This window comes from Thermodesulfovibrionales bacterium, from assembly GCA_035622735.1.
In the GTDB taxonomy this organism is placed as follows: domain Bacteria; phylum Nitrospirota; class Thermodesulfovibrionia; order Thermodesulfovibrionales; family UBA9159; genus DASPUT01.
Window position 1 is genome coordinate 1 of sequence record DASPUT010000132.1, and the last position, 6,637, is coordinate 6,637.

At 52.7% G+C, this 6,637-nt stretch carries 9 protein-coding genes; 2 read left to right on the forward strand and 7 right to left on the reverse strand.

Going from position 1 to position 6,637, the window contains the following annotated elements:
* Nucleotides 1-1,010 (reverse strand): translation initiation factor IF-2 N-terminal domain-containing protein (locus VEI96_07190; protein HXX57770.1); only part of this gene is annotated, 1,010 nt, incomplete at its 3' end.
* Nucleotides 1,011-1,197: 187 nt separating this feature from the next.
* Here VEI96_07190 and rpmB point away from each other — a divergent pair.
* A complete protein-coding gene (rpmB, locus tag VEI96_07195; protein HXX57771.1) occupies nucleotides 1,198-1,386 on the forward strand; it encodes a 50S ribosomal protein L28 in 189 nt (62 codons plus the stop codon).
* Nucleotides 1,383-1,817, forward strand: a complete 435-nt coding sequence (locus tag VEI96_07200; GenBank protein HXX57772.1) for a DUF721 domain-containing protein — start codon at nucleotides 1,383-1,385, stop codon at nucleotides 1,815-1,817. Before rpmB ends, VEI96_07200 begins: the two co-directional genes overlap by 4 nt.
* Before the next feature lie 515 nt (nucleotides 1,818-2,332).
* Here VEI96_07200 and VEI96_07205 read toward each other — a convergent pair.
* The 6 genes from VEI96_07205 to VEI96_07230 form a co-directional block, all read right to left on the reverse strand.
* Nucleotides 2,333-2,584 (reverse strand): acyl carrier protein, encoded by a 252-nt coding sequence (locus VEI96_07205; GenBank protein ID HXX57773.1) that lies wholly within the window; start codon nucleotides 2,582-2,584, stop codon nucleotides 2,333-2,335.
* Between the two features lie 70 nt (nucleotides 2,585-2,654).
* The gene (gene clpX, locus VEI96_07210; protein ID HXX57774.1) at nucleotides 2,655-3,902 is read right to left on the reverse strand and encodes an ATP-dependent Clp protease ATP-binding subunit ClpX; all 1,248 of its coding nucleotides are present in this window, start codon (nucleotides 3,900-3,902) and stop codon (nucleotides 2,655-2,657) included.
* Between the two features lie 61 nt (nucleotides 3,903-3,963).
* Nucleotides 3,964-4,554, reverse strand: coding sequence for an ATP-dependent Clp endopeptidase proteolytic subunit ClpP (gene clpP, locus VEI96_07215; GenBank protein HXX57775.1), 591 nt, complete (start codon nucleotides 4,552-4,554; stop codon nucleotides 3,964-3,966).
* A 1-nt stretch (nucleotide 4,555) separates the two neighbouring features.
* Nucleotides 4,556-5,809, reverse strand: coding sequence for a trigger factor (gene tig, locus VEI96_07220; GenBank protein HXX57776.1), 1,254 nt, complete (start codon nucleotides 5,807-5,809; stop codon nucleotides 4,556-4,558).
* Nucleotides 5,810-6,070: 261 nt separating this feature from the next.
* Nucleotides 6,071-6,352 (reverse strand): HU family DNA-binding protein, encoded by a 282-nt coding sequence (locus VEI96_07225; protein ID HXX57777.1) that lies wholly within the window; start codon nucleotides 6,350-6,352, stop codon nucleotides 6,071-6,073.
* Between the two features lie 63 nt (nucleotides 6,353-6,415).
* Nucleotides 6,416-6,637, reverse strand: a 222-nt coding sequence (locus tag VEI96_07230) for a S49 family peptidase (protein HXX57778.1), incomplete at its 5' end; no start/stop codon positions are given.

Here is a 6,637-nt window from a genome sequence, read left to right on the forward strand (position 1 = left end):
GTATCGAGAAAGGCAATCTCCTTCCCATTTACTCTGGCTAGGTATGCGCCGATATGCTGGGTTATGCCGCCCGCTTCACTCTCGGTGACCTTGGTCTCTCTGATTGCGTCGAGCAGGGAGGTCTTCCCATGGTCTACGTGGCCCATGATGGTTACCACCGGCGGACGATGGAGAAGGGCCGCCGTGTCTTCAGCCACCTCTTCAAGGAGCGGCTCTTCCTCGATATTCGAAATCTCGAGCTTGACGCCGTAACTTTCCGCGATGAGAAGGGCAGCATCCGAATCGACAGGCTGATTTATCGTCGGCATGTATCCCATCTCCATGAACTTCTTTATGACCTCCGAGAGTTTCACGCTGATAAGCTCGGCAAACTCCTTTACCGTCATGCCTTCCCGCATCTTCAGCTGTTTCTTCCTCGGCGCGGTTATCTGGGGCTGAAATTTTTCCGCAACCTTCGGCGATACCCGGTCTTTCCCCGGTTTTCTGAACGTCTTCACTTCATGCCACTTCTTCGGCTCTATTTTCCGCACAGCCTGAAAGGCCCGCTGCATGGCAGGCTTTGCCTTAAATTTCTCGACCTTCTCCGTCTCCATCTCCTTCTTAAACCTGTCGGGGACGGCGAGTTCCGGCTCCTCGGGAGAGAGGGGAGACTCCGTCGCGGTTTCCTTCTCGGGCTGAGGGAACTGCTCGATCTCGGGAGGGGCGGGAGCCTCCTTCTCCGGGGCTTCCGTCACAAGCTGTTCTGTCTGTTTTTCCGCCTTTTCCGCCTTCTTCTCGGCAGGCTGAGACGGAGTTTTTTTGGCTGGAACGACTTTGGCTGCAGGCTTTTTCGGTGGGGCGGCCGGTTCCGGTTTCCCCTTCAGGAGGCGCTCCGCCTTGGCCGCTGTCTCATCGTCTATACTCGAAGAGTGGGTCTTCCCTTCGATGCCGAGCCGTACAAGAGCCGCAATTACCTCTTTATTACCGACATCCAATTTCTTGGCAAGCTCATAAACTCTCATTTTTGACATCTCTCTCAGGCCTCCATTCCAAAACCGGCAAGAGCCGAGCGGCCCCTGCGACGCACTTGTAAGCTCTGGAGTAAAATGTTATCATAAAAAGCTTCTTTTATGCAATTTGGGTAAAGACCGGTCCTAGAACTCTTTTGTGATGTCTGCGGGAGGGATTGAGACCGGAAGAAAGAGAGGAGGAGAAAAAATGGCTAAGTGTTTTTCATGCGGAAAGGGAAAAGTAGTTGGCAATAACGTGAGCCATGCGAACAACAGGACGAAGCGGCAGATCCTTCCGAACTTGCAGAGGACCCGCATCGCAACCGACAGCGGCATACGCCGCGAGTATATCTGCACGCGGTGTCTGAGGTCAGGACTTGTCAAGAAGGCCCTGTGAACAGAATCCGCGGCCTCCTGTCTCCCCTCGTGAAGAACCTGGGGATCGAGGGGGCGCTCAAACTCGAAACCATGCGGAGGCAGTGGAGTAACATTATCGGCCGACCTCTTTCTCTCCACATCTGGCCGTCCAGCCTGCAGAACAATGAACTCCTCATCAATGTAGATTCGCCCGTCTGGCTCCAACAAATCAGTTTCTATAAGACCGCCATCATGAAGAAGCTGCAGTCTTTTGATGTCAGGGATATACGTTTCAGGCTTGGTAAGGTGGGGTCGGAAAGGAGCCTCCAGCAGTCTCCTTCTGGCAGAGAGATAAGGGCCTCCCTCGACCATGAGACCGCGGCGTATATCGAAGCTACGATATCTGGCATCGAGGACGACGAACTGAGAGACAGAATCAGAAAGGCTATGGAGAAGGCTTTTTCACGGTGAAGGAGTTGAAAGGGAGCGAATCGATAATCTGTTGTTATCATCACCTGATCACCGGCCTCATGAAGCTTCGTAGTTGACTGTATCATAGAATCGCGGATAAAATGGTCTCCTCATATTTGTAGCATTTCTGTACGCCCGGCCCCGCGATCATCGATTAGCCTGCGAAAACCTGTACGAACCCAGAAATTGCCGTTTACTATCCTTTCTCGGAATTCATTGCGACGGAAAGTTACAAACATCCTCTCATGACGGAGGGAGGTAATCAGGGTCAGGCGGTTTTGGGGGGGGGCCTTCCGGAGGGGGACCCCGAAAGGTTCCGCTTTTCGGAATTACCCTAGGCCCTAATTACGCCTTTACTTTATTACAAATTGCTCGGGGGGAAAAAGGAAAATGAGACGGGTTTTAGGCTTGCCTGCGGTCCGAGCAGTGCGCCTGCCTTCTTATCTCGAAGTGATACGCGAACTGACGGAATCGGGGTACGCCGCTTGATCGATCCGTTGCGAAACAACAGCCTATCAACGACTCTGCGCTAACAGGCTGTTTACCATCTCCACGGCCTGCTTCACCGTCGTGATCTTCGGGACATCTTCATCCCTCACCGATACCTTAAACTTTTTTTCAAGGGCAACGGTGATCTCGATGGCCTTGATCGAATCCACTTCAAGGTCTTCGAAAAAATTCTTCTCAGGGGTCACCTCTTCCTCAGCAAACCCCGATATGTCCGAGATTATTGATACGATTTCCTTCTCAACACTATTCCCGTTCATGCACTTTTTCCCCCGTCAGATCGATTCTTATCTCTATCCCGACCGTGCGCATTTCGCGACTTCACGCTTCTTACGCCGATTCAGCCTGTTTCTCGTAAATGAGGATCGGCCTCTCCTTCTTCAGTATCGTGTCGTCGTTGATAAGACATTCCTTGACGCCCTTCTGTGAGGGTATCTCGTACATCACATCGAGCATGACCTCTTCGAGGATCGCACGGAGACCCCGGGCACCCGTTTTTCTATCGACCGCCTTTTTTGCGATCGCAGAGAATGCGCCATCGGTAAATCTCAGCCGCACGTTATCGAAAGAGAGGAGTTTCTGATACTGCTTTATCAGGGAATTCTTCGGTTCCGTGAGTATCTTCACGAGGGCCGCCTCATCGAGCTCCTTTAAAAGTGCGATCACCGGCAGCCTTCCGACAAACTCGGGGATCATGCCATACTTGATGAGGTCTCCCGGCTCGATGTGGCTCAGCACGCTGCCGACTTTCTTCTCCTTCTCGCCGATAACCTCGGCACCGAAGCCGAGCGTCTTCTTGCCGATCCGCTGTCCCACAATATCATCAAGCCCGACAAAGGCACCGCCGCAAATGAAGAGGATGTTTGTCGTATCGACCTGGATGAACTCCTGCTGGGGATGCTTCCTTCCGCCCTGCGGAGGGATACTCGCCATAGTCCCTTCGACGATCTTGAGGAGTGCCTGCTGCACCCCCTCGCCCGAAACGTCGCGCGTAATGGAAGGGTTCTCCGATTTCCTGCTGATCTTGTCTATCTCATCTATGTAGACGATCCCCCGCTGAGCCCGTTCCACGTCAAAATCCGCAGCTTGGAGGAGCTTGAGGATGATGTTTTCCACATCCTCACCCACGTACCCGGCTTCCGTAAGCGTCGTCGCATCCGCTATGGTGAACGGCACATCGAGAAGCCGCGCCAGGGTCTGGGCAAGGAGCGTCTTCCCCGTTCCCGTCGGACCGATGAGCAGGATATTGGACTTCTGAAGTTCGACATCTGATGAATCAGGACTGTAGATTCTCTTGTAGTGGTTATGAACCGCAACGGAAAGGATCTTCTTCGCCCTGTTCTGCCCTATGACATAATCATCGAGAAACTGGTGTATCTCCTTGGGAGTCGGAAGCTTCGGCAGCGCCTGTGTCGTCGCCTCGGGATAGAGTTCCTCATCGATTATGTCGTTACAGAGTTCGACACATTCATCGCAGATGTAAACGGTCGGACCTGCAATGAGCTTCCTCACCTCATCCTGGCCCTTTCCGCAGAAGGAGCATTTCAGTTTCTGTTCATCTCTCTCTTTCTTGGCCATACAGATCCTCCCTATGTTGCAGGGCACCCCCCCTCATAATCCGTGAGACAACAGGAAGAGGCTACTTTTTCTTGATGCTGTGAATAACCTCGTCCACAATGCCGTACTCCCTGGCTTCTTCACCCGACATGAAGAAATCCCGCTCCGTGTCCGTCTGTATCTTTTCGATCCCCTGTCCCGTATGATCTGCAAGGATCCCGTTGAGGATGTCCTTTGTCCTGAGGATCTCTCTCGCATGGATCTCGACATCGGTCGCCTGTCCCTGGAAGCCACCCATGGGCTGGTGTATCATGATCCGTGCATGGGGCAGGCCGAACCTCTTCCCCTTCGTTCCCGCCGCCAGCAACAACGCACCCATACTCGCCGCCTGTCCGATACAGTAAGTAGCGATATCGGACTTCACATACTGCATGGTATCGTATATGGCAAGACCGGCAGAGACGATGCCGCCGGGCGAATTGATATAGAGGTGGATATCCTTGTCCGGGTCTTCGGTCTGGAGGAACAGCAGCTGAGCGATGACGGTATTCGCGACGATATCGTCGATGACCGTCCCGATAAAGATGATCCTGTCCTTGAGAAGCCTCGAATAGATATCGTATGCCCTCTCGGAACGCCCTGTCTGCTCTATGACAATCGGTATCAAACTCACGCTATGCTCCTTTCTCCGCAACAGCCTTCGACAGGATGAGGTCGAGGACCTTCTCTTCGAAGAGGGAATTCTTGAGGCTCTCGAGAGAGCCGTCCCTCGAAAGATAAAATTTCATAAGCTTTTCAGGGGGAACGCCAAACCTCATCGCCATGGAGATGATCGCGTTCTTGAGGTCGTCTTCACTCACCACGACCTTCTCCTTCCTCCCTATCGCGGAGAGGAGCAACGAGGCCTTCACGTTTCTGACGGCATCCGGATGCAACCGCTCTTTCAGCGTCTCGGCGTCACTTGCAGTTTCCTCTCCGTCCCCCTTCGCAGTCTCCCTCGAAACGAGCGCCGCAAGCTCACCTTCGAGGAGGGATTCGGGGACATCGAAGTCATGGGAATCGAGAAGCTTCTTGAGCAGTTCCGCTTTCTGTATCCTTGCGGCCTCATTCTTCTTCGCCTTCAGTACCTCATTCCTCACATGCTCCTTCAGCGCCCCGAGAGTTTCGAATCCCATGTCCTTCGCGAATTCGTCGTCGAGAACGGGGAGACTAATCTTTTTGATATCCTTCATGACGACATCGACGGCGAGACTTTTCCCGGAAAGCTTTTCGGGCAGATGACCTTCAGGGAATGTCGTCTCTATACGCAACTCGTCGCCTTTCTTCAAACCGATGAGCTTCCGGGAAAATTCCTCCGGGAAGAGACTGCCTCCGACCTTGAAGACCTGATCCTTCACTTCCAGGTCGTTATCCTTCGCAGAATAATCGAAGGAGACGAGGTCGTCCATGGTCACCGGGCCTTCGGATGGCTCGTAGGAAGCCCGCTCCTCCTGAGACCTCTTGAGAACACTATCGACATCTGCGTCATCAACTGCGGTCTCGATCTCCTTGACCGTCATCCCCTCATAGATCAGGTGTTCCATCTTCGGCATAATCTCGACCGTGATCGTCATCGAGACGGGCCGATGCCGTTTGAAATCTATGGCCTCCTCTATCACGGGATCGGCGACCGGAGTAATGTCAGCCTTCTTCAGAGAATCAGCATAAACCTGAGGTATCATCCGGTCGAGAACCTCTTCCTCGACCCTCTTTCCGAATTTTTTCTCCACCAGTCCAATCGGCGCCTTCCCCGTCCTGAACCCCGGCAGGGCCGCAGTCTTCCTCACTTTTTCGAGGGAATCCTGTATCTCTTTTTCGATGGTATCAGCTGAAATCTCGATCTTCAGACGTTTTTTTGTAGCGCTGATATCTTCCACGGTCTTAAGCATATACCCTCCAAATGAACCATTTTACTCTACCATAACCTAGCCGGACTTATCAAACAAAGGACGCGAATTACTGGCTCAGAACAGGGATGAAGCAAGAATGAGGTGAGACAGGAAGAGCATCATGACAGTAACCAAGACCACGGTCTGCCGCCTTCCGCTCTGTCGAGAAAGGGAACAAAACAGCGGGACGAAAGCGAGGGCACCCGCCGGAGTCAGTACCGTACGAAAAAAGAATGTTCCTCGGAAAAAACCCAGTGATGATTACTTGCTGTTGAGTGCGTCTCTCAATGCCTTGCCGACCTTGAAATGAAGGACCCTCTTGGAAGGGACTTCGACCTTCTCGCCGGTCTTTGGATTCCGTGCAGTCCTCGGCTTCCTCTGTTTGAGTCTGAAATTTCCGAATCCCCTGATTTCGATTTTGTCACCCTTTGAGAGAGCCTCCTTGATGCTGTCAAATACCGTATCGACAATGATCTCCGTCTGCTTCCTCGTGAGTCCTTCGACACGCTCTGAAACGCTGTCAATGAGAACCGATTTCGTCATAAAACCTCCTTACCTTTGGGTTTGCCTTCTTGCTCTGTCTCAGCCCGGTAATCCCTTCAGCATCTACGGGGAAAACAGATATTTTATCTTCACCGTCGGAAACAAATCGGACAATTCCTTCGGCAGTCCGCCTCTCAGAAAGTCAATCAGGGAAGTCTTTTCCTTCTTTTCCACCACCGTCGGTTCTCCCTTGATCCCTGCGAGTTTGGCCGCGACGGTTACCGCATCCTCAAAGCTTCCCAATTCATCTACGAGCTTCACCTCGACCGCCTGCCTGCCGGTAAA

Excerpts from the sequence above, each read along its gene's own strand:
- tig (HXX57776.1), bottom strand. The coding sequence starts at position 5,809 with ATGCTTAAGACCGTGGAAGATATCAGCGCTACAAAAAAACGTCTGAAG.
- clpX (HXX57774.1), bottom strand. The coding sequence starts at position 3,902 with ATGGCCAAGAAAGAGAGAGATGAACAGAAACTGAAATGCTCCTTCTGC.
- VEI96_07225 (HXX57777.1), bottom strand. The coding sequence starts at position 6,352 with ATGACGAAATCGGTTCTCATTGACAGCGTTTCAGAGCGTGTCGAAGGA.
- VEI96_07205 (HXX57773.1), bottom strand. The coding sequence starts at position 2,584 with ATGAACGGGAATAGTGTTGAGAAGGAAATCGTATCAATAATCTCGGAC.
- rpmB (HXX57771.1), top strand. The coding sequence starts at position 1,198 with ATGGCTAAGTGTTTTTCATGCGGAAAGGGAAAAGTAGTTGGCAATAAC.